The sequence below is a fragment of the Sorangium sp. So ce394 genome, from assembly GCF_051474665.1.
GTDB classification, from domain to species: Bacteria; Myxococcota_A; Polyangia; order Polyangiales; family Polyangiaceae; genus Sorangium; species Sorangium cellulosum_D.
The window spans coordinates 9151794-9170911 of sequence record NZ_CP150339.1 but is presented as its reverse complement, the minus strand read 5'-3'; the positions used below and the strand labels follow the sequence as shown (position 1 = coordinate 9170911).

At 68.5% G+C, this 19118-nt stretch carries 17 protein-coding genes; 7 read left to right on the top strand and 10 right to left on the bottom strand.

The window, feature by feature from the left end; translation table 11 throughout:
- The first annotated feature begins 770 nt into the window (after positions 1-770).
- Genes WMF33_RS33695 through WMF33_RS33685 form a run of 3 tightly spaced genes read left to right on the top strand, consistent with a single transcriptional unit; the run spans position 771 to position 2640 of the window.
- Positions 771-1304, top strand: coding sequence for a hypothetical protein (locus WMF33_RS33695; protein WP_437332470.1), 534 nt, complete (start codon positions 771-773; stop codon positions 1302-1304).
- Positions 1301-2077, top strand: coding sequence for a hypothetical protein (locus WMF33_RS33690; protein ID WP_437332469.1), 777 nt, complete (start codon positions 1301-1303; stop codon positions 2075-2077). The genes WMF33_RS33695 and WMF33_RS33690 overlap by 4 nt, the downstream gene beginning before the upstream one ends.
- Complete coding sequence (locus WMF33_RS33685; RefSeq protein ID WP_437332468.1) at positions 2074-2640, top strand: hypothetical protein; 567 nt, start codon at positions 2074-2076, stop codon at positions 2638-2640. The genes WMF33_RS33690 and WMF33_RS33685 overlap by 4 nt, the downstream gene beginning before the upstream one ends.
- 118 nt (positions 2641-2758) lie before the next feature.
- Here WMF33_RS33685 and WMF33_RS33680 read toward each other — a convergent pair whose 3' ends face one another.
- A complete protein-coding gene (locus tag WMF33_RS33680) occupies positions 2759-3691 on the bottom strand; it encodes an IS630 family transposase (RefSeq protein WP_437339549.1) in 933 nt (310 codons plus the stop codon).
- A 400-nt stretch (positions 3692-4091) separates the two neighbouring features.
- Here WMF33_RS33680 and WMF33_RS33675 point away from each other — a divergent pair, with 400 nt between their 5' ends.
- Positions 4092-4655: a hypothetical protein gene (locus tag WMF33_RS33675; RefSeq protein WP_437332467.1), complete on the top strand. Its 564-nt coding sequence runs from the start codon at positions 4092-4094 to the stop codon at positions 4653-4655.
- A 162-nt stretch (positions 4656-4817) separates the two neighbouring features.
- Here the strand turns inward: WMF33_RS33675 and WMF33_RS33670 are convergent, their stop codons facing one another.
- Both WMF33_RS33670 and WMF33_RS33665 read right to left on the bottom strand, forming a co-directional pair.
- Positions 4818-5399, bottom strand: coding sequence for a hypothetical protein (locus WMF33_RS33670; protein ID WP_437332466.1), 582 nt, complete (start codon positions 5397-5399; stop codon positions 4818-4820).
- Positions 5400-5846: 447 nt separating this feature from the next.
- Positions 5847-6452 carry a hypothetical protein gene (locus WMF33_RS33665; RefSeq protein ID WP_437332465.1) on the bottom strand — a complete coding sequence of 202 codons (606 nt, stop codon included), beginning with the start codon at positions 6450-6452 and terminating at the stop codon, positions 5847-5849.
- A 266-nt stretch (positions 6453-6718) separates the two neighbouring features.
- On the opposite strand from WMF33_RS33665, the gene WMF33_RS33660 reads away from it, so the two are divergent.
- Complete coding sequence (locus WMF33_RS33660) at positions 6719-7546, top strand: class I SAM-dependent methyltransferase (RefSeq protein WP_437332464.1); 828 nt, start codon at positions 6719-6721, stop codon at positions 7544-7546.
- On the opposite strand, the gene WMF33_RS33655 is transcribed toward WMF33_RS33660, so the two are convergent.
- The 4 genes from WMF33_RS33655 to WMF33_RS33640 form a co-directional block, all read right to left on the bottom strand.
- Entirely contained in the window at positions 7543-7797 is a 255-nt protein-coding gene (locus WMF33_RS33655; RefSeq protein WP_437332463.1) for a hypothetical protein, read from the bottom strand. The two genes, WMF33_RS33660 and WMF33_RS33655, sit on opposite strands and share 4 nt — an antisense overlap.
- A 54-nt stretch (positions 7798-7851) precedes the next feature.
- A complete protein-coding gene (locus WMF33_RS33650; protein ID WP_437332462.1) occupies positions 7852-9024 on the bottom strand; it encodes a hypothetical protein in 1173 nt (390 codons plus the stop codon).
- A 442-nt stretch (positions 9025-9466) separates the two neighbouring features.
- Positions 9467-10915 (bottom strand): glucuronyl esterase domain-containing protein, encoded by a 1449-nt coding sequence (locus WMF33_RS33645; protein WP_437332461.1) that lies wholly within the window; start codon positions 10913-10915, stop codon positions 9467-9469.
- Between the two features lie 670 nt (positions 10916-11585).
- Positions 11586-12581: a cupin domain-containing protein gene (locus WMF33_RS33640; RefSeq protein ID WP_437332460.1), complete on the bottom strand. Its 996-nt coding sequence runs from the start codon at positions 12579-12581 to the stop codon at positions 11586-11588.
- 168 nt (positions 12582-12749) lie between these two features.
- Here WMF33_RS33640 and WMF33_RS33635 point away from each other — a divergent pair, with 168 nt between their 5' ends.
- On the top strand, positions 12750-13199 hold the full coding sequence (locus WMF33_RS33635; RefSeq protein ID WP_437332459.1) for a DUF4267 domain-containing protein: 450 nt from the start codon (positions 12750-12752) through the stop codon (positions 13197-13199).
- 97 nt (positions 13200-13296) lie between these two features.
- Here WMF33_RS33635 and WMF33_RS33630 read toward each other — a convergent pair whose 3' ends face one another.
- Complete coding sequence (locus WMF33_RS33630; protein WP_437332458.1) at positions 13297-14478, bottom strand: hypothetical protein; 1182 nt, start codon at positions 14476-14478, stop codon at positions 13297-13299.
- 255 nt (positions 14479-14733) lie between these two features.
- Positions 14734-14931 (bottom strand): hypothetical protein, encoded by a 198-nt coding sequence (locus tag WMF33_RS33625; protein ID WP_437332457.1) that lies wholly within the window; start codon positions 14929-14931, stop codon positions 14734-14736.
- Positions 14932-15087: 156 nt separating this feature from the next.
- Between WMF33_RS33625 and WMF33_RS33620 the strand changes: the two genes are divergently transcribed.
- Complete coding sequence (locus tag WMF33_RS33620; protein ID WP_437332456.1) at positions 15088-16488, top strand: mercuric reductase; 1401 nt, start codon at positions 15088-15090, stop codon at positions 16486-16488.
- 80 nt (positions 16489-16568) lie between these two features.
- Here the strand turns inward: WMF33_RS33620 and WMF33_RS33615 are convergent, their stop codons facing one another.
- The gene (locus WMF33_RS33615) at positions 16569-19034 is read right to left on the bottom strand and encodes a membrane dipeptidase (protein ID WP_437332455.1); all 2466 of its coding nucleotides are present in this window, start codon (positions 19032-19034) and stop codon (positions 16569-16571) included.
- Positions 19035-19118: the final 84 nt, after the last annotated feature.

Here is a 19118-nt window from a genome sequence, read left to right as displayed (position 1 = left end):
TGGCAAAGGGGGCGCGGGCGCAGGAGGGAGAAAGGGGTGCGCAGCAACCACAAAGGCGCGCGAGACGACGCCGGGGCTGCGCAGGAGACCACCGGGGGCTGCGCAGGAGCCGGGCGATGGTAACGAAGGACACCAATGGGGGTGCGCAGGAGGGGCGCGAGGGACGCGCAGGACGAGGGCGAATGTAGCGTAGGACACAGACGTGGGTGCGCAGGAGGACGCCGGGGCCGCGCAGGAGGGCGGGCGGGACTGCACAGGAGGGTCGACGGGGCCGCGCAGGAGAGCGCCGGGGATTGCACAGGAGGGCCGACGGGCTGCGCAGGAGAGCCGACGGCGCTGCGCAGGAAGATGCCGAGGCCGCGCAAGAAGGCCGGCGGGGCTGCACAGGAGGGTCGACGGAGCCGCGCAGGAGGGCGCCGGGGCCTGTACAGGAGGGCCGACGGGCTGCGCACGAGGGCCGGCGGCGCTGCGCAGGAGGGCGCCGGGGATGGTCAGGAGGACCGGCGGGCTGCACAGATAGCCGCCCGGCTGCCGCTCCGCCTGGTCCACCGCTCCGCGATCACCTCACCGCCGTGCGTACCCAGCACGCCGCCGATGTCGCGGCCGGCGCCGGCTGGGAACCCTTGCGCCGGACAGCACGCTCTGGACGGTACGACCCACGGCCATCCTGCCGTTCTCCCATAGATTCCGGTTGACGTCTAATTCCATCATCAGAAGGATGGGCCGCATCGCTACGTTGTCCGGGTGTTGCGAAGGGGGGCAATGAGACGGTGAAAACACTGGCCCGGCGGATCCCGTCGGCGGCGCTAGCCGCATTCGTGCTTGTTCCGACGCAGGTAGAAGCGTCCGAGCTGAGCGCCGGTGTGAGCCTCGGGTGGTTCCAGGCCGGTACCGTTCCGCGCCTCGCGGTGGGCCCGCACGCGGGCATTTCGTGGTCCATCCAGCGAGACATCCTGTTCACGGTGCACGATATGTGCACGTTCCTACCCCCGACCCAGGGGGACGGGGCCGGGGTCTACAACCAGACCTCGGTTGACATCGGGTACGCGTGGGAGGACGGCAACGTCAGCGCGGGGCCATCGGTCGCGTTCTACGTCTTGCCGGCCTGCGGCATCACCTTGTGTGGCGTCGTCGGTGGCTTGGCCGTAGGCGGCCACGCGCAGACGAACGCGTACGTGGCTGGACCGTTGGGGGTGTCGGCGAGCGTCAACGTGGATTGGGTCGGTCGAGGCAGTCTGGTGCTGCCGGGCTACGTGTCCGTCGTCGCTGTTGCTGGTCCTGTGCTTCGATGGAGTGCTAAATGAGCGCAAGAAGATTTCTGTTGTTGTTCGTGGCCATCTTGGTTTGGGCACTGGCGGCATGCAACTGGACGATAGGAGACTGCTATCCTGTCGAGGAACGAAGTTCGGGGGTAGGTGCAGGTCCAGGCTCGGAGCCCCGCCCCATCTACACCTCCGCCGGATCCGGTGACTTCGGGGCGGAGCCGCCGGACGGCCCGTACGACGGCAACGGGCGCAAGATCGCGTGCAACGAGTCGGACCTCGAGGAGGAAGAGGAGAGACCGAGCGACAGCTCGGAGACCCCGACATATAGCCCGGAGAGCCCGCAAGACCCGTGCCCCGGATTCGGTGACATAGCCGGAGACGGAGCGACCTTCTTGAGCTGTAGCGGTGCATGCAGCTCGAAGTGTCCGAAGCCTGGAATGGTCCATTTTGTATACGTAAATTTCGATCCGTCGGACTTCCCATTTGTCACGATTGTCAAAGATGACGGCCGGGGGAGTGCAGGCGGGTGGCAACAGGCTAAGGCGAACCTGAATTTCACGCACAGATTTCCGGGTGGAACCAAAGAGTGGCAGTGCGCTCTCACCATAAAAATGCCGCTGCGGACTGAGTTCATGGGAAAAATCGATCCGCTCCGTGCAGCCAACCTCAGTGAAGAGATCACGGAGGAGGTCGCAAACCGCATGGACTACAACCTCCCGCAGGGGGTCTTCTGTATCAGGTTTCGCAGCGAAGTGGAAGCTGCGTTCAAGCTCAAGTACCCGTTTCTCGGCGCTTCGGTGACGCATCCATGAAAATAACTCGCTCCGAGCTGCTCGACGTCGTTTACCGCTTCTACCCGCGCGGCGTGCGTAACTTCGAGCGCATCCATGTGCCTCCCAACGAGCCCGTCTACGAGGATACGGAGGAGCACCGCCGCCTGGTGGAAGCCGCAAACCGCGGGAGAGCGGAGTACCCAACGTGGGAAGCGATGATCCACCGCATGTACGAACGATACAGACTGCAAAACGAGTCGCTCAACCTGTTCGCGGGAGGGGTTGACCCGGCCTACTCGGCCCGCGTCTATCGGCCCAGGGACCTCGAGCCCGCTCCATCGCTCAGCAGCAGGGCTTCGCTCAGCTTCCACGTCAGCCTTCTCGGGCCCTATTATGGAATCCACAGTAGGGGCGAGCCAGACGAGATACCGGCGGCGGTCGCAGAAGAGATCGAGGCCACGTACCCCGGCTACCAGACGATCCCGCCGGAGCTCGGGAACGAGGTGGTGCCGGATGTGGAGATGGATTGGGCGTTGATGGGCGAGGCGACGATCTACGTGTGCCTCTTCTCGCGCGTCTGGACTTGGGTGGATCCGGTGTAGCCCTTCCCTGACGGCCGCCGTGCACGTGGCCGAGCTCGGGCGCATGGACGGCCAGGCGGTCGCTGTCGCGAGAGGGCTCGGCGCCAGTCAGCGGCTAGTGGACTGTCCTATAAATTTTTCAACATAGTCGCGGAGCATATCGAGCCGCCCATCGGCGCAGCTTCGGCCGCGTCCACGACCAGGTAATCGGATGTGCGAAGCGTTCATTGTACTCCCGCCAGCTCGCATCGAGGTGCTCGATGAGCTGCTGGCGGCTCTTCCACGCGCCGCGCTTGAGGTAGCGCTCGGTGAACCCCCGTAGCAACAGCTCCGCTTGATTGAGCCATGAGGCGTGCGGCGGCGTGACGAGCGTACGCACGCGCGGGGCGTGGAGGCGCAGCCATGCCCGTGTCTCACACGCGATGTGCGACGATCCGCCGTCCCAGATCAGGTGCACGCGCCGTGCGTGCCGATGCTCGTGAAGTACTTCGGGTAGGACGGCGCGAAGATGCTCGCCGTCGTTCTTCTCGAGGCACCAGCCCTGCATCTTGCCCGTGTGAACGACGAGCACGACCATGAAGTTCACCGTTCCGTGCCGGATGTACTCGAACTCACGGCGCTCAATTTCGCCTGTACGCATGGGCAAGGTCGGACATCGGCGCTCAAGCACCTGGATGTTCGGCTTCTCGTCGAGGCAGAGCACGACCTCATGCTTTTTGGCGAGATCCGCGGCGTTCTCGTAGCACCAGAGGATCTGGGCGGTGCGCTTGATGAACGCGGCGTCGAGGTTCGGCGTCTTCCAGTACCGCGACCGGTGAGGCTGAAGGTCGGCTTCGCGCAGGATCAACGCGACGGTCGAGTGCGAGATCTTCGGCACGATGCCGCGCTCCGCTGCGACCTGAGCGAGGGTGCGGGTCGACCAGTGAGTCATGTGCAGGCCGAGCCCCGCAGGATCACAGCAGGCAAGCATTCTCAATGCCAACGCGCTGCAGGGGGACGAAACGTCCGCGGCCGGCCCTCCCGGGGAGCGTCGTGGACGACGTGCACCCCCGACGCCTCGTACCGCCGACAGAGGTGCCAGATCGTGGTTCGCTCCACCTCGAGACGGTCTGCCAGATCCTGCACGACCGTCGCTGGGTCCGCCATGGCCAGTAGTATTCGGGCTCGCCGAGCCACCCGCTGCTCGGTACGCCCATCACGGACGAGCTGCTCAAGGTAGACGGCATCGTCCGGGGACAGATCGATCGCGCGGGGCGGGCGCCTTCGCATCCGCGAGGTCTAGCAGACCCGCCGGGACTATGTTGAAAGACCTATAGAACGCTCCACTAGCCTCAGTGAAGAGATCGCGGAGGAGGTCGCAAACGTGATGGACTACGAACTCCCGCAGGGGATCTTTGCAAAAGGTTTGCTATTCAGGCGGACGCTGCGTTCAAGTCCAAGTATCCGGGGCTCGGTGCCAGGGTGACGAATCCATGAAGATAACTCGCTCCGAGCTGCTCGATGTTGTCTACCGCTTCTATCCGCGGGGCGTGCAGAAAATCATGCGCATCTATGTGCCCCCCAACGAGCCCGTCTACGACGACACAGAGGAGCACCGCCGCCTGGTGGAAGCCGCAAACCGCGGGCGAGCGGAGTACCCAACGTGGGAGGCCATGATCGACAGACTGGGGGATCGATACAGCCTTCAGAACGAATCGCTCAACCTGTTTACGGGGGGGATCGACCCGGCCTACTCGGCCCGCATCTATCGCCCCAAGGACTTGGAGCCCGTACCCTCGCTCAGCAGCAGGGCTTCGCTCAGCTTCCACGTGAGCGTTCTCGGGCCCTACTATGGAGTCCACAGCAGGGGCGAGCCCGACGAGATACCGGCGGTGGTCGCAGAAGAGATCGAGGCGACGTACCCCGGCTACCAGCCGATCCCGCCGGAGCTCGGGAACGAGGTGGTGCCAGATGTGGACATGGATGGGGTGATGATGGGCGAGGCGACGATCTACGTGTGCCTCTTCTCGGTCGTGTGGACTTGGGTGGATCCGTAACTACTCCCCCGGGCGACCGCGGTCCACGTGGCCGAGTTGGGCCCGTAGACGGTCTCCGGCGTCTTCCTCACGCCGGCGGGCGTCCCGCTCCGGCGGCATCGGAGCGCGTCCCGCCCCGGCGGCGTCCGCGCGCGTCCCGCCCCGGTGATTCGACCGTCGCGCTCACCTGCAGATGTCGATCGCCGTCTTGCACTTGCCGCTCTGGCAAAAGCCCGCCCTCCCGAGCGCCGGGTCCGGGCACTCGACGTCTGGACAATCGGCGTTCGTCTTGCACGCCTGGCCGGTCGCGGGGGTCGTCACCATATCGATGGCCCTCGTATAATAGAAGGCGCACAGGTCTCCCGCATCGGGCTCGTGGCCCTGCTCCACCGCCTGCAACGCCTCCTTGTAGCTCTCGTTCTCCGCGAAGCACGGATGATCCCCCGGGAGCTCGGCAGCCCCCGTAACGACGTCGATCTCGCACCCCTCCTGCTGCGCCGCGCAGGCCATGAGGCTCTGGAGCTCCGCGAAGACCGGCGTGCATATGCCCACCTCCTTGACGGCCTGCTCGTGGGCTCGGCGGGTATCGGTGGCGCACTGCTCGGCTGTCACGCCGCCGCTCAGCCGCCCGCACTCGGCCAGCTTGTCACAGAGGATCTCCTCTGGCTCTACCGAGTCTGAGGACTCGCTCGTACAACCCTGCAATGCCACCGCGAAGAGGCCGAAGAAGGGAGCGCAACGGAGGATGATGTGGAGTGTCTTCATGGCTTGTCCCCTACCTTTCACGATCATCGCCGGCGAGCCCGGCAGGAAGAGCGACTTCGCAAGCGGCGTGCCGGCCCTCCGCGCGAAGGGTCTTCCGATGAAAGGCGGGCTGCGCGGCGCACCGACCCAGCAGCGCCGAGCGGTCGCCCCGCGGCCGCACGCGCGGATCGGCCGGCGCGCGCGTGGCGAGAGTTGCCCTCCTGGCAATGCTTGCCGGCGTGCGCATGGCAAGTCTTGCCGTCCTGGCAACGCTTGCCATCGTTGTCCGGAGCGGCTCGGGCAGCGTTGCTGCAGGGACGGCCCGCGGCGGGAGAGGGGGCGGCAAGGCTCGCGGGGTCGATCACGCGAGGATCGGGTCAGGCCCGGGTCGCCGCAAGGCCGAGCAGGCCCCTGGCGCGCGGGGGCCATCATTCGCCCATCCGTGAGTATGGTGGCCGATGACCGCCGCTACCGCCACCGAAACGGGGGCCACCAGCTTCGCTTGGGCTTTGCGGCGGCGCGTGGAGCGCCGCCATCGCCACCGCTCCCGGCGCCCTCCCCGTGGAGCGAATGGCCCCGCTCCACGATGGCGCCGCTCACCATCGTCGTGAAGAGCGTCCGCAGGGACTCCTCCTGTTCGAGCGGCGCGACGAAGCCGAAGCCGAACAGAAGCAGGTCGCCGTGGGCCTCGCAGAGGAACAGCTCGTACACCGCCCCGGGGGCGAGCTTCGTGCACTCCTCCAATCGATGCTGCTCGAACGCCATGCCCTGCCAGCTCGTGCGCTCGCGGAGGTGACGCAGCGGCGCCTTCCCCTTCACGAACCCGTCGACGTGCCGCCGTCGTTCCTCCTCGTCCCGCCCCCGCCCGACGATGACGTAGAAGTCGAAGCTCACCCCCACGATGGCGACGGCGTTGTACCCAAAGAAGCCGGGCTTCTCGCGGACGTCACCCTCCTCGTACCAGAGCTCGGGCAGCCGAAGGGGGTAGGGTCCAACGTGAACGATCTTCGGCTCCATCACGGTCATGCGCTCCAAGCGGAGCTCGACCCATACCACGGTGGCCGAGCAGGTCACGACGAAGAGCGTGTCGAAGCTCCAGACCCCTGCCCGCGATCACCGCCTCGCGCCGCTCGTCCACGAGCGCGACGCAGCCCGCGCCACCGTGGCTGATACACGCTGGCTCACGAGGGCTGCGCTCCAGGTGGGATTCCTGGGCGGCTTGCCGCCGTATCCTCGGGTGGACTTCAAGGTCGTTGCGAGCCAAAATACCGACGTCACCCTTGTGGCGACGCCGGGCGCAGCCGGCGCCAGCCCGGTCCCCTGGGACGGAGAAGATCCACATGCCAGAGCCCCTGATCCGCGACGTCTCCGACACCGCCCGCTGGGCCGCCTGGTGTCGCGGGACGGAGGGCGATCGCGCCGACGCGCTCTTCCGCGACCCGCTGGCGCGGGTCCTGGCCGGCGAGCGCGGCGCTGCCATCGAAGCCACGATGGGCGGCTCCACCGTGGCCTCGCTGGTGACCCGCACGGTCTCCTTCGACCGGCTGCTGCTGGAGCGCCTCGCGGAAGGCGGCATCGACACGGTCCTGAACCTCGCCGCGGGCCTCGACACCCGCCCCTACCGCCTGGACCTGCCCGCGGCCCTGCGCTGGATCGAGGCCGACCTGCCGGGGCTGGTCGCCTACAAGGAGGAGGTCCTCGCGAGCGAACGGCCGAGGTGCCACGTCGTGCGCCACCCCGTCGATCTCTCCCAGCCCGACGCGCGCCGGGCCTTGCTGGCCCACGTCGGGAAGGCGTCGAAGGGCGTCCTGGTGCTGACGGAGGCCCTGCTGCTGTACCTGGAGGCCGACCTCGTCGCGGCGCTGGCCCGCGACCTGGCCGCCGTCCCGGCGATCCGCACCTGGCTCACGGACTTGCTGCACCCAGCCCTGCTGCCGATCGTGCTGCAGCGCTGGCAGGGGCTGGGGGCGGACGCCGGGAGCCGACCCCGCTTCGCACCGGAAGGGGGACCGGCCTGGTTCGAGCCGATGGGCTGGGCCCTGCGCCACCAGCTCTCCGCGCGGGAGGAAGGCGAGCGCCTCAACCGGCCGATCGGGCCGCCCCTGCCGGAAGCCCAGCGCGAGGCGGCCCGCTGGATGAACACCTACGTCCGGTTGGACCGGACCTAGTGGAGCCGCTCTTTCTCCGCGGAGCCCGCCAGGGCGCCCGTGGAGCGCTCACCGTGGGTGATCGCCGTTCGCACCTGGTCGCGTGGTCGCGTCGAGCATGCCCCGGGGGCCGCGCCGTTGATGCGTAACGCGTAGACCGGAAACCAGTACGCCTTGCAGAGGGTGGAGAGGGCCGCGCGGCCTTCGGGCGTGTCCTGACCGGCCTTCATGACGAGCGCCCACGAGGCCCTGTCGAACCGATCGTCGAGCATGGGGGCTCCTGGCAAGCGCACACGGGACGCAGGAGCCCTGAACGGAGCCTGTTCTCAGAGATTGCCGCAGGTATAGGGATCGGGCGAGGTCGTATCGAGGCACGCGCTCCACCAGAGGGGGGCCGTGTCGGCGGTGTCCGTCCAGAGGCTCCTGACTTTGAAGCTCCAGCGCGAGCTCGCGTCCACGGTCGTGAATGCCTTCGTGAAAATGGAGGCGATGAACCAGCTCGAGCCATCGCCCGGCTGCAATGCGCTCCATCCGGAGAGGGGCGTCGGGCCGAAGACAGCCCCGCCCGCGCCAGCGCCCGAGGTGTCCGGGAAATACCGCGGCCCGCCCCCCCTCGCGACGGGGACCCAGGTACATCCGAAGCCGCTGCATTGCTTCTCTTGGATGAAATAGCCGACCCACTGGCAGGTGCCCGTCTGGGGGGCATTGCAGGTGGACCGCTTGACCGAGACGTTGACCTGGTAGGTCGATTGGTCCTGGAACACCGGAGCGGGCATCACGCCGGTCTTCTTCTGGCACCAGGTCTTGTTGGAGACCGCGCTCGGGGCCCAGGGCCTCAGGAAATGCTCGATCCCCACGGCGTTCGGGAGGTCGCCCTGGTAGTCCTGCAAGGCGCCGCCGTCGTAGTAGAACGGTCGACCATCGGACGGCTCCTGGTGGAAGCAAGGCACGTTGCCCAGCATGATGCCGCTGCCCATCGCATAGGGCACCTTGGCATTGTTGTACGTGGGCGCGACGGTGAAGGCGGGATATCCATGGTACATGGCGCCCCCGACCGCGTACGGGAGGAACGCCCGCGGGGAGACGGCGATGTGGGCCTTGGGGTTCTTCGAGAAGAAGTCCATCGTATCGAGCTCGAAGCTCATCGAGTGGTAAACCCGCTGTCCCTGAGGGTCGAGGTAGGCGTTGTCCCCCCGGACCGCGGCGCCGTTCATGATCTGGTCGAGCTGATTGCCGATCACGGTCCCGTTGCCGATAGCGGTGGCGTCCCCGTAGTCGCAGTACGGACCGGCGCAGACCGTGAGGTAGTGGAGGATCGGCGCCGTTTGCGCGCCCCATACCGGGCCCGAGGCCGAGGAGCCCTCGAACGTGTAGCTGTTCCATCCCGGGAACGTGTCGACCCCGGCGAGCGCGGTCGCGGGCGAGAGCGCGACAAGGCCGCACGCGACAGTGAGCGCGACCCGGGTGAAATAGGAACGGGGTGACGTACTGTGAGACATGGTACCTCCCGCGCTCACATCTACAGCGGGAGCCACGCAACGTCTACAGCGAAAGCCACGCAAGGTTACGACGCCGCCGCAGCGCCCGGCGGACGTGCGGCTCGGCCGCGCGTCGACCACGTCCCGCCCGACGTGCCCGTACGGCAATGGGTGCTCACCGCGACGGCCTCGCGGGCGAAGGGCCGCGCCTCGGACGCGCGGGCGGCCCTCCGGGTCGAGCGGTCCGCCCTGGAGGGCCAGGCTCCGCGCCGAGTCCGCCGGCAGGCTGGCCCGGTAGCCCGCGTCGGCGGCGCAGCGCCAGCGCCCTCGTCGCGATCTCGTAGCGCCTGGTCGTCTGCTCGTCGTCGGCGAGCGGGGCCTGCACGGCGAACGACCGACGCCCGGGAATCACGCCGAATGGGGGGCGAGGCCAGAATGGCCTTCATGCCCCCCGGGGGCATCGCTACTGCAGCACTGTCTCCATATCCCAGTCAACCCACATGTCTTTCCATTCGTTGACCGGCTGCTGAACGCCATTGTCCAGGATGTTCATCACGTCCGTGTTCGCGCTTGTATTGCCTTCGAACGCTCGCTTGAACATCTCGCCTGCAAGGGCGGTCTGAGAGCCGGAGGCGCCGCAGTGGTTCGCGCTGTACATCTGGAAGCCCATGCGCTCTGGGACGCCGAGCGCCTTCCATACCGGTTTTGCCGCCCACGCGGAGAGCGCTTCGCAGGTCCCGCCCAGGTGACACCATGAGTTCCTGCCATTGGCGTTCGTGAAGTGCACCAGATGCCGCGGAGCGATGGTCGCCAGGATCATATGCGTATCGAAGGGGAGGTTGTATACCTTCGAGGGGTCGCTCCGGAGCCAACGGGCCGCGCTGGTCACCCAGGGGCCGCAGATGCCGCTGTCTTCGAGGTTGTCGATGCTCTGAGGTTTGGCATCCGAGCACTGCCAAACAGAACCGCCTTCACCGTGCCTGAACCACTCTGCCTGACGCAGGTTGGCCACGCCACCGCCGCCCGATTCCACGATGACCACCACCGGCGCGCGACTGAAGACACCCGCCAGGTAAGCGCCCTTTCCACATCCGGAGCAACCCGACACCATCACCTTCGTGGGATCGTGTCCGCTGCCCGGGTTCTGTTCCAGCACGTCCATCACCCGGTCGATCATCCATCCGTTGGCGATGTTGGTGTTCAGCTCGGACAGGCCGAAGAGGTTTCTTATCTTGCCTTCGAAGCCGCTGCCGAACGACAGCTTTTTTCTGCTTGACGGGAAGATCCCGCCCGACAGCTCGAGGGCGATCACATCGCCGGATCCGCTGATGCTCGCCGAGAAGCTCTCGGTCTTTTCGCCTACCTTGGCGGTGATCGAAACGGTACCTCCGGAGACGGTCCCGGTCACCTCGTCCGGTTCGCCGGGGACTGGACCGTAGAGGTACTTGGCCGCCATCGCCAGGATCTCCTTGCGGCGGCACTCCCACTGTTCCTTGGTGGTGACCTTCGTTCCGTTGAAGAACGTAAACGGATCCGGGAGCTTCTCGTTTACCTCGGTCAGAGCGCTCGGTTCAGGCAGAGTGGGCAGGGTACACGTGAAGCTGCCGCCGCCGCCGTTCCCGCCGGTCCCGGTAGCCCCGCCAGTCGGGGAGCCGCCCGTGCCGGATCCACCCGTCGGAGCACCGCCGCCCGTACCGGCGACCCCGCTGGTCGCGGAAGCGCCGCTGGTCGCGGAGCCTCCACCCGTGGTGACTCCCCCGCTCCCGCCCGATGTCCCGCCGCCTGTGCCCGAAGCATCTTCACCGGTACCGCCGGATCCTACTTCTGAAGAGCAGCCAGCGAAGGTGAAGAGGGCGAGGACGGGGACCGCGAGAGCGGTTAATTTGCGCGAGGCACGAGAACGGACAGACATGAAGGCCTCCATGTATCGAGTGCAGTGGCGGAATGCGACACGCGGCGCACGGCACGTAGTGCGTGACACGCAATCGCCGTACTTATAGCAGACGGTGAATAAGTCTATGTGTTTTCGCGTTAGTGATGCTGTTTTGCCACGCGTGCGAATTTGCGCTGTGACGATGCCGATGGCACGTGAACGAGAAGTTTCAGGGCGCAGTGCGACGCGTTGGTCGGGCTGCCGGTGCTGGTGGTGTCATCCTCATCAACTGTGATGCCGCCATCGCTGGAGCCGCACGCGACGGACAGGGGAGGAGGGCCCTTAGGGGGAGAGGTTTGGAGAAGGCTGGCCGGAACGACACCATCAGACGCTCATTCCCAGTGGAGGGCGGTTCGATCACGCTTATCGCTGAGAATCGTACGACCGGAGCGAGCAGCGCTTGGTCGGGGTGCAAATGTTCAACGAGCTTGTAGTTGATGGGATCCACCCGGATCGTCTCCGGGAACACTTCGCGACAGCGCGCGCCTGCGGGACATCCGAGGAAGCGACACTTTGGGCGAGCGCCGAGGCGGAGAGCCGTTCTTCGGTGAGCGCTACGACCCGGTGACCTGCGAAGCTGCCTTGGGGCTTGCCCGGCACTCCGATGTCGATGCGTCGGCGGCGCTCGACGCGCTCGTGCTCCCGCCCCTCACTCGGTGAGGGAGGGCGCAGCCGGCGCGTCCTCGCCGGCCTCTCGCCGGTCCTGCGCGGCGCCGTGCTTGCGGAACGCGCCGGGCGGCATCCCGTGCTCGCGGTGGAAGGCGCGGTTGAAGGCGGACACCGAGGTGTAGCCCACCGCCTCGGCGATCTCGGTGAGCGATCGATCGGTCTCGCGCGCCAACCGCGCGGCCTCGTGCATGCGTGCCTGGGTCAGGTACGCGAGCGGGGAGAGACCCACCTCGGCCACGAAGCGGCGCGCCAGCGTGGGCCGCGAGGTCCCGAGCCTCGCCGCCAGCGTCGCGACGTCCCAGGGCGCGGCGAGGTCCTCGTGGAGGAGCGAGAGCGCAGCGGCGACGAGCGAATCGCGCAGCGCGCCCAGCCAGCCGGCGCCGCCGACGGGCTGCTCGTCGACCCAGGCGCGGAGGAGCTGCACGAAGAGCACGTCGAGGAGCCGCGACACCACCAGGGATCGGCCGAGATCCACGCGATCGTGCTCGCGCGTCAGGCCGGCGATGGTCTCGGCGAGCTCGGGCCTTCCGCGCGTCTTCTTCGCTGGGATGTGGACCAGCTCGGGCAGCACGCGCAGCGCCGGGTGGCGGGCGCCGGGGACGTCGAACGCGTAGACGCCGCAGAGCACCTGCGTCTCCACGCCTTGGCCGTCGCCGAGGCGCATGCGACGGTCGACGGTCCCGCGCGCCGCGAGCCACGCCGCGAGCGGTATCCGCCGGCTCCGCGCGTGATCGGCGAGCGCGTGCGCGCTGCCGCGCGGCAGGAGCACCACGTCGCCCGGCCCGAGCGCGACCCGCTGCTCGCCGAGGAAGAGCCAGCACGTGCCGGCCGTGACCAGGTGGAAGACCGCGCCCGCGGACGCGTCGAAGCAGAGCCCCCACGGCGCCCGCGCCGACGAGTGGCAGTAGACCCGGCCGCGCAGGTGCGTCAGCTCCAGCACCCTTCCCAGCACATCGTGCACCGCGCCCTCGTTCATGGACCGCCACGGTAGCAGCCTTCTCCCGAACGATCGCGCCGTGAGCGCTTCGGACAAAACATCGAGAGCCGGAGCGATGGCCCGTGGCGGCGGCAATCCCCAAGTTCTCTCGCATCGAACGGCTCGCGCACCTCAGGGGTGGCGATGCCGTATCGGAGGAGGCGGATCGTGAAGCGTGAACCTTTGGAGCAATCGTCGTCCTGGAAGCCCACCTCGCCGTCGTTCATCCTCGGCGCGCTGGGCGGCGCGTTCATGCTGTTCCTCGCGGTGAACGGCTTCGCCCAGCCGGTGGCGGCGGCTCAGGGCTTCGGCCTCCCGCTCCTCGACGTCGGAGACGCCGTCTTTCTCCACATCAAGGCGGGCCGCGATCTGGGGATCGGCCTCATGTTCGTGGGTCTGCTCGCGCTGCGGATGCGCACGGCGCTCGGCGTCGTCACCCTCGCCTCCAGCGTGATGCCGCTCGTCGACTGCCTGGTGACGAGCACGAGCGGTCGTTGCAGCGTCCCCTACGCGCTGATGGTCCACGGCTCCGCGGCTGTCTACTGCGTGGTCGCCGCCGTGGTCATGCTGTGGACGCCGCGCCCCGCGCTGGAGCCGCACGCGGCGCTGGAGCGCTGAGCGGCGCGGCGGGCAGCTGCCGCGGCGCCGCTCGCTACGCGCCGCGAGCCCTCGTCCTGATGACTCTTGATGGTGTTTACCTGCCAGCGCTTATCAATCATTGCATCGGCGCAGGCGCAGGCGCAGGCGTAGGCGCCGCGTCCGGTGCGGGCGCAGGCGCAGGCGCAGGCGCAGGCGCAGGCGTAGGCGCCGCGTCCGGTGCGGGCGCAGGCGCAGGCCCGGGGGCCGGCGTGGGCGCAGGCGTCGGCGCGGGCTCCGGGGCAGGCGAGGGCGCAGGCGTCGGCGCGGGCTCCGCCTTGGCTGGCACCGGCTTGCAGGGCACGCAGGGCGGCAGCCCTGGCACCTTCGAGCCCACGGCATAGGAGAGCGTGAGCAGGATGTTGTTCTGCACCTGCCAGGCGTCGACGAGCTGCGGCTGGCGCACGACATGGAGCTGGTAGTCGAGAGACGCCCACTCCACGAGCTTGAAGGTGAGCCCCCCGACGATGTCGACGTTCATGAGGTCCAGCGCGCCGCGCTCATCGCCTGCGTCCAGATCCGAGTACACGATCGGCAAGAGGGCGGCGATGCCCGCCTTGTACGTGATCTGCTTGTCACGGAGCGCGCCCGAGGCCTCGATGACAGCCTCGGCGCCGAGCTGGCTATAGCCCGAGAGCTCGCTCACCTCGACCTCGGGCGTCCCGTCGTCGTCCCCCAGGGCGAGCACGCCCGACGCAATCACCTCCTGCGCGCCAGCGCCGGCGCGCGCCTCGACAAGGATGGGCTCCCGATTGACGGGCTGGACGAAGACGCCGAGCGACTGCTTGAGCGTCACTGGCTGGAACGGATCGCTCAGGTGAAGGCGCGTCCCGGTGATCGCCTCGCTCGTCCCGTCCGCGCGCGCGATCGCATAGGTCGTCGGCGCCGAGCGCGGGTCGCTGCCAGGGAACATCTGCGTATCGAGAGCGAAGCGACCGAACGGCCCGAACCAGGGCACGACGTGGTAGAGGTAAATCGCCTCGAAGGCGAGCGCGTCGCGCGTCTTGACCCAGGCATCCACGGCCGGCGTGCGCGTCACGCCAGCGCCGGCCCCGAGCGTCATGCGGAGCTCATGGGCGGCCTGATTGAAGTCGAGGGAGCCCTCGAGGACGAAGCCTGCGGATATGCCTGTCCCGTCCGACTGCCCGACGACGCTTTGATTGTTGGCCAGGTTGAACGTGCCGCCGAGGAGCAGCCCCGGTGACCAGCCGTCCACGCGCCCCGGATCGGTCGCGGGCGCATCGACGTACGTGGTCTCCACGGAGGGGGCCGACTGCGCAGCGGCCCCGCGAGCGAGGAGACCGGCCACGGCGCACGCTGATACCACAGGCCCGAAGCGTTCTGGAGAGAATTTCATGGGATACCCTCGGCGATTGTGCTGAATCAGGTACAAACGCGGGGTCTATAGCACACGACGCGTTCGACGAGGGTCCAACGTAGAGATCACTCACAAGAGGTCGGCGCCGTCGAGCAAACGGCTGGGTTTCACGCGAGCTCGCCTCGCCCGAGCCTCCTATCACGAACGACGCTGCTTGGAGGAGTCGACGCAGGCGCGCGACCGGTCGATCGCTTCAGGATCCCGGTGCGCAGAACGAACACGATGTCCGTCGACGCGGCGCGGTCGGGCGTCCTCGAGCGGCGTCGTCGCGATCGGCGCCGCGGCTGGAAGCAGGGGTTCGATCTCTGCGCGCAACCCGTCGTCGATCAGCGACATCCAGAGCCGGATCCTCCGCTCCGAGCAGGCGAGGTCAGCAGTCGCCGCGACCTTCGAATGGCACGGCGGATGCGAACGACGGGGCATGTCGATCCCCGTGCTGATCGTAGGCGCCGGGACCACCGGAATGACGGCCGCGAAAGCCAGGAGGGCCTCATGTCTCCCGAACCGTTCGACATCCTCATTCTCGGCAGCGGCGCCGGCGGAAAACACGTGGCCTGGGACATGGCCCCGGCGGGGAGCCGTACGGCCGTCGTGGAGCGGGAGCGCCGCATGATCGGCGGCGCGTGCCCCACCACCAATTGCCTCCCGAGCAAGAATGAGATCTGGAGCGCCAAGGTCGCCGATCTGGTCCGCCACGCGGCCGCGTACGGCACGATCACCGGCCCCTTCGCGGTCGACATGGCGCGCGTGCGGCAGCGCAAGCGCACCATGGTCGAGGCGCAGATCGCCCGCCATCTGGCGCTCTTCCGCGCGAGCGGCGTCGACCTGATCATCGGCGCGGGGCGGTTCGTCGCGCCGAAGACCCTCGAGGTGCGGTGCGACGGCGAGACACGCGTGCTGAGGGGCGACCGCGTGTTCCTCGACCTGGGGACACACGCCACGATCCCGGACGTCCCTGGCCTCTCGGCCGCGGGACCGCTCACGCACGTCGAGGCGCTGGAGCTCGACAGGCTCCCCGAGCACCTCATCGTGCTCGGCGGGGGCTACGTCGGACTCGAGTTCGCGCAGGCTTACCGTCGCTTCGGGAGCCGCGTCACCATCATCAGCCGCGGGCCGCAGCTCGTCCCCCGTGAGGACCCCGACGTCGCCGGGGCGCTCCGCCAGATCTTCGAGGGCGAGGGGATCGAGGTGCTGCTGTCGGCCCAGCTGCTGCGGGTGCAGGGCCGGTCCGGCGACCATGTCAGCCTGCGCGCGCGCACGCCGGGCGGCGAGCAGACCATCGAAGGCAGCGATCTCCTGGTCGCGGCGGGGCGCACGCCCAACACGGCCGGGATTGGCCTCGAGAGCGCCGGAGTCGAGCTCGACGCTCGAGGTTACATCAAGGTCAACGAGAGGCTGGAGACCACCGCGCCCTCTGTCTGGGCGATGGGCGAGTGCGCCGGTAGTCCCCAGTTCACCCACGCCGCCATCGACGACTTTCACGTCGTCCGCGACAACCAGGCCGGGGGCCACCGGACCACGCGCGACAGGCTCATCCCCTTCTGCATGTTCACCGACCCGCAGCTCGCCCGTGTCGGCCTGAACGAGCGCGAGGCAAAGGGCCGTGGGGTCGAGGCGCGCGTCGCCACGCTGCCGATGAGCGAGGTGCTGCGGGCAGCGACGACCGGCGAGACGCAGGGCTTCATGAAGGCCCTCGTCGACGCGCGGAGCGACCGCATCCTCGGCTTCGCCATGCTCGGCGTGGAGGCCGGGGAGGTGGTCGCCGTGGTGCAGACCGCGATGTTGGCCGGTATGCCCTACACAGGGCTGCGAGACGCCATCCTGGCGCACCCGACGATGTCCGAGGGCCTCGGCTCGCTGTTCGCAAAGGTGCCGACCAGGTCCACGCGCTAGGCTCTGCCCCGGAGACGTCAGCTCGTCCGGTCGCCGGGCCGCGTCTGTTCTACGGTGAGCTCAAGGGGGCGCTCCCAGGGTCAGCGGCAGAAGAGGAACCTGCAGTTCCCGGACTGGCACTGGTTGTCCTTCGTGCACGCCGCGCCTCGGCCGCGCTTGTTCACGCACTCGCCCTCGTTGGTGCCCCAGCCGCAGAACTGGTTCGCGCCGCAGTGCGCGTCGTTCCGGCAGAGGCAGGTCTGGGTGAGGTCGCCGCAGCGGTTGCTCGGGCACTCCTCGTTCACCCGGCACCCCTGGCCGATGGCCTTCGACCCGGGCGTGTAGCACCAGCCGGTGCCGGCGATGAGCCCGCCGCAGCGGCCGGACGCGCACTGGCCGTCGCGCGTGCAGACCGCGTGATCGCCCTTGTCCGGCACGCACTCGTTGTCGCCCCCGATCCCCGGCGTCTTGAGCGCGCAGTAAGCGACGCTGTCGTCGCAGTCGGCGTCGTCGTTGCAGACGCAGCGGCCCGGGATCGCGTTGCAGGCGACGGCGGTGCACTGGCCGCTCTCGCACTCCTCGTTGAACCGGCAGCTGCCCCCGAGCTCCTGGAAGCCAGGGCAATAGGCGGCGCCGCACTTCGTGGGGTAGGCGAGCTCGCGCTCCTCGGCCGTCGCGAGGGGCGCGACGCCGCTCTCGTCCATGTCAGTGGCGGGGTCGGCCATGCCGGCGCGCGGGCCCGCCGCGCGCTCCCACATGCGGAGGAAGGACTCGGTCGAGGAACGCAGGCCCGTCGTGTCGACGCCGAGGCGTTCCAGGTCGGCCACGAGATCGGGCAGCATCCCCTCGTGGGCGAGGCCCTTCTCGTCGAACTCCGTCCCCAGGGGGCCCGGCCCCTGCTCGCGCTGCTCCCAGGCCTGGCAATCGGCCTCCGCCTGGAACGCCGCCGAACAGGCGCCGTCCTCGCCGAAGCGCGGCCGTGTCTGCTGGATGAAGCCGTTGAGATCGGCCCCGAACGCCATCGGCACCTTGAGGCCGAGCCGCCCGTAGTCGTAGGCCTGGGCGAAGGAGCGCGACGACCCCTGGCAGCTGTTCTCGACCGAGCTCCGCGTGAACTGCTTGGTCTCGTCGTGCGCGGTGCGCAGGCCGAAGATGCCGCCGGTCTGCCGGAGCATCCGGATCACCCGCGCCGGCGTGGACTTCTCGGTCTCGGCCACCTTGGGGCCCATGATCTCCCGGAAGTGACCGTGGGAGATGTACATCGGGTAATAGTCGCGCGCCCGCGCCAGGTCGAAGACGCGGTCGACGCCTCGCTCGGACATGTGGGCGACGTCGATCAGCATGCCTCGGTCCATCATCTCGCCGACGAGCTGCTCGCCGAGCGGCGTGAGCCCGCGCATGTTGTTGCAGCTCGCGTCGACGTCCATGCCCAGGGTGACCCCCGCGAGGGTGGCGCCGCAGTCGGTGTCGATGAAGCAAGTCTCGGTGTACTGCGCGAACTGGAAGATCGGGTTGTGCAGCGCCGCCCCGGCGAAGGCATTGTCGACCTGGTGCACCGGCTGGAGCGTCCGGACCCCCAGGGCGTGGTATTTGTCGAGCTGCGCGCGCATCCTCGCCGCGTCGACGTCGCGGCCGAACAGGTGGCTGGCCTCGATGGACAGGACCACCGCCAGCTTGCCCGCCCCGATGATCTGCCGGGCGTGCGCCGGCGAGAGCGCGACCTCCATCCAGCCGGCGTTCCGCGCGACCAGCGCGTGGGTCATCTGCAGCTGGAGGTCGACGTCGGCCATCTCGTCACAGGCCCGCTCGCGGTTCTGCTCCGGCAGGATCGAGCACAGCCAGTCGTAGCTCACCGCCGACATGACGATGAGGCTCAGCCCGCGATCGTGGGCTGAGCGCAGCCAGCTCACGTGGCCTTGCTGGTGAGCGATGGTGTCCCAGCGCGGCCAGCCCTCGGAGGAGCGCTTCCGCTGGAGGTGCAGCCCGGTGTCGCCCTGCGTCCCCTCGGTCTTGCCTATCGCCTCCGAGCCGACGACGCCGCCCCCGATGCCGAGCAGCGCCGACAGCGCGCCGTTGCTGGCGAAGTCCAGCATCGTCGACTGAGGGCAGCTGTCCAGCAGGCCGCTGAGGTCCTGTCGAACGCGGGCGTGGTCGCTCTCGGGCATGCCGCCGTCGCAGTCGTCCAGGGCGCCGGGGCCGTCGTGCTTGCCGTGCAGCCATCCGCCGCCGAACGCCGCCTCGGACATCATGTGGAAATGCAGATCCGCGAACCCGCTCACCGGGGATGCGCCGGACGCAGCCGGCGCGGCGAGCGGGGCCCACGCGGCGGGGTCGGCCGCCGCCGCCGTCTCGGCGGAGAGGTCGCTCCGCGCGGCGAGGGTGAGCTCGCTCATCGCGTCTTGCCCGCTGTCCGACGGCAGGATCGCGGCGTCACACGCGCACGCCAGCAGCGCGGCGGCGGCCAGCGCCGCGGTCGCGAACGGGCTCGCGCGGCGGCGAGGCGCCGCGCCGGGGAGGCGTGGGAGGATGGATGGGCCAAGGGGTGAGAGGTGGTCGAGGCTGGTCATCGCTGTTGCGGCCGGAGGGGTTCGAGTGAGCTTGTCCCCGGCTCGCGCGGGCAAGCAGAATAGCCACGCTGTCATCGATCGGAC

Bases quoted from the DNA above. Each gene is read 5' to 3' on its own strand.
- WMF33_RS33660 (WP_437332464.1), top strand. From the start codon at position 6,719: ATGCCAGAGCCCCTGATCCGCGACGTCTCCGACACCGCCCGCTGGGCC.
- WMF33_RS33650 (WP_437332462.1), bottom strand. From the start codon at position 9,024: ATGTCTCACAGTACGTCACCCCGTTCCTATTTCACCCGGGTCGCGCTC.
- WMF33_RS33640 (WP_437332460.1), bottom strand. From the start codon at position 12,581: ATGAACGAGGGCGCGGTGCACGATGTGCTGGGAAGGGTGCTGGAGCTG.
- WMF33_RS33615 (WP_437332455.1), bottom strand. From the start codon at position 19,034: ATGACCAGCCTCGACCACCTCTCACCCCTTGGCCCATCCATCCTCCCA.
- WMF33_RS33690 (WP_437332469.1), top strand. From the start codon at position 1,301: ATGAGCGCAAGAAGATTTCTGTTGTTGTTCGTGGCCATCTTGGTTTGG.
- WMF33_RS33655 (WP_437332463.1), bottom strand. From the start codon at position 7,797: ATGCTCGACGATCGGTTCGACAGGGCCTCGTGGGCGCTCGTCATGAAG.
- WMF33_RS33620 (WP_437332456.1), top strand. From the start codon at position 15,088: ATGTCTCCCGAACCGTTCGACATCCTCATTCTCGGCAGCGGCGCCGGC.
- WMF33_RS33685 (WP_437332468.1), top strand. From the start codon at position 2,074: ATGAAAATAACTCGCTCCGAGCTGCTCGACGTCGTTTACCGCTTCTAC.
- WMF33_RS33675 (WP_437332467.1), top strand. From the start codon at position 4,092: ATGAAGATAACTCGCTCCGAGCTGCTCGATGTTGTCTACCGCTTCTAT.
- WMF33_RS33625 (WP_437332457.1), bottom strand. From the start codon at position 14,931: ATGTCGCTGATCGACGACGGGTTGCGCGCAGAGATCGAACCCCTGCTT.
- WMF33_RS33645 (WP_437332461.1), bottom strand. From the start codon at position 10,915: ATGTCTGTCCGTTCTCGTGCCTCGCGCAAATTAACCGCTCTCGCGGTC.
- WMF33_RS33670 (WP_437332466.1), bottom strand. From the start codon at position 5,399: ATGAAGACACTCCACATCATCCTCCGTTGCGCTCCCTTCTTCGGCCTC.